The following is a 2,120-nucleotide window of genomic DNA, read 5'->3' as shown; positions in this document are numbered from 1 at the left end:
CGATCGAGCGGGTGGTGATGTTCGGGCGGCCAACACTGTCCCGGCCGGTGTCCGCCCTCCTGGAGCGCGCCGACGTCCCTTCCGCCCTGTACCAGCCGGTTCCGGTGGCCTGGTACGAGCCGGGCCGGCGGACCGAGCTGCCGCTGGAGACCCTGGCCGATCTCGCCGAATTCGCCGGCCGCGGCCCGTCCGCCTGGCTGGACACGTGGCTGCTGGCCGGCTCGGCCGCGCAGCACGCCCTCGACGGTGTCCTGGCCGCGGAGGTAGCTGCCACCGGCCCGGCCGTCGGTTCGCTGGTCTGGAAGCATGCCGGCGGCCAGCTGATGCTGGGGTCCTCGAACGGCATCCGCGACGTGGACCTGGCAGGCCTTCCCGCAGCCGCTCCCGCTGCCACCGTCTACGCCAACCGCGGCCTCGCCGGGATCGACGGCACCATCTCTACCGCCACCGGAATCGCCCTCGGCGGCAAACAGGAAACCACGCTGCTGCTGGGCGACGTCACTTTCCTGCACGATGCCGGTGGCCTGCTCCTGGGCTCCGGCGAGGACCAGCCCCCGCTCCGGATGGTTGTCCTCAACGACTCCGGCGGCGCCATCTTTGATTTGCTGGAGCACGGTGCGGTGCGGGAATCCGGACGCTACGCGGACGCCGTCGAACGGCTCTTCGGAACCCCCCACACCGTGGACATCGCGGCACTCGCCGCCGCATACGGCGTCGGGCACTGCTCAGTAAGCACGACGGCGGGACTCGCCGAGGCGCTTTCCACGCCCGTTGCGGGGCGCAGCATCATCGAAGTGCGCACCGACCGGCAAGGGCTGCGGCAACTCCACGCCCGGATCAACAAGGCCGCGGCCACCGCCGTCGCCGGAGTCCTGATGGGCTGAGAGGCCCCAGACCCGGGAATACCCATGACGCGCAAATGCCCCGACGCTACCGGAATCCGGCAGCGTCAGGGCATTTGCGCGTCGAGAGGCAGCAGGTGCGTCGAAGGCGGCGCCTACTCCTCGATCTCGATGTGCGTCGGGTCCAGGACGCGGCGCAGGAATTCCTTGGTGCGGGCCTGGGTGGGCGCGGAAATGACATGCTCGGCCACGCCTTCCTCCACCACAACGCCGCCGTCCATGAACACCACGCGGTCGGCCACCTCGCGGGCAAAGCCCATCTCGTGGGTCACCACCAGCATGGTCATGCCCTCCTTGGCCAGGTTCCGCATGACCGAAAGGACATCGCCCACGGTCTCCGGGTCCAGGGCAGAGGTCGGCTCGTCGAACAGCATCAGTTCGGGGTCCATGCTCAGCGCGCGGGCAATGGCCACCCGCTGCTGCTGGCCGCCAGAAAGCTGGTCCGGGAAACGGTCGGAAAGGTGTCCCAGGCCCACGCGCTCCAGGTTGTGCCTGGACACCTGGTCCGCCTCTTCCTGGGACCGCTTCAGGACCTTGGTCTGGGCGATCGAGCAGTTGCGCAGGGCGTCCAGGTGCGGGAACAGGTTGAACTGCTGGAAGACCATGCCTACCTTGCGGCGCATCTTGTCGATGTCCACATCGGGATCGGTGGCCTCGAAACCGCCCACGTGGATCACGCCCTCGTTGGGCTGCTCCAGCAGGTTGACGCAGCGCAGCAGGGTGGACTTGCCGGAACCCGAGGGCCCGATCAGGCACACCACCTCGCCCGGCGCAACGTCCAGGCTGATGCCCTTGAGTACCTCGTTGCTGCCATAGGACTTGCGGAGGTCCTTGATGGAGACTCCGGCTGCGTTGATGGTGCCGGTGTTTCCGGCGGAGGAATTGACGACGTCGTTCATGGCTTCCCTGCCTATCGCTTGGTCCGCGCGGAGCGGCTTTCGAACTTCCGGGCCAGGAGGCTCAGCGGGATGGTGATCACAAGGTAGAAGGCACCGGCGACCAGGAGGGGCGTGAGGCCCGCACCCAGGCTGGAGATGCCGTCGCGGCCGAACTTGGTGAGCTCGTACTGCGAGGCGGTCAGGCCCAGCACGTAAATCAGGGAGGAGTCCTTGGTCAGCAGGATGACTTCGTTGGTCAGCGGCGGCAGGACAATCTTGACCGCCTGCGGGATCACGATCGACACCATGGCCCGCCACTGCGGCATGCCCAGCTCGAGGC

3 protein-coding genes are annotated in these 2,120 nt (G+C 68.0%); 1 reads left to right on the top strand and 2 read right to left on the bottom strand.

All coding sequences use genetic code 11. From position 1 onward, the window contains the following. The coding region (locus DBR22_RS18200) for a 2-succinyl-5-enolpyruvyl-6-hydroxy-3-cyclohexene-1-carboxylate synthase (protein ID WP_258229287.1) at positions 1–884 on the top strand (884 nt) is incomplete at its 5' end. Between the two features lie 113 nt (positions 885–997). Here DBR22_RS18200 and DBR22_RS18195 read toward each other — a convergent pair. Next, the gene (locus tag DBR22_RS18195) at positions 998–1,801 is read right to left on the bottom strand and encodes an amino acid ABC transporter ATP-binding protein (protein WP_108600169.1); all 804 of its coding nucleotides are present in this window, start codon (positions 1,799–1,801) and stop codon (positions 998–1,000) included. 11 nt (positions 1,802–1,812) lie between these two features. Further along, on the bottom strand, positions 1,813–2,120 hold a 308-nt coding region (locus DBR22_RS18190; RefSeq protein WP_146187564.1), incomplete at its 5' end, for an ABC transporter permease subunit.

This window comes from Arthrobacter sp. HMWF013, assembly GCF_003061105.1.
Lineage (GTDB): Bacteria > Actinomycetota > Actinomycetes > Actinomycetales > Micrococcaceae > Arthrobacter.
Note: the sequence above shows the minus strand (reverse complement) of the source record. Positions and strands in the feature narration are given on the sequence as shown.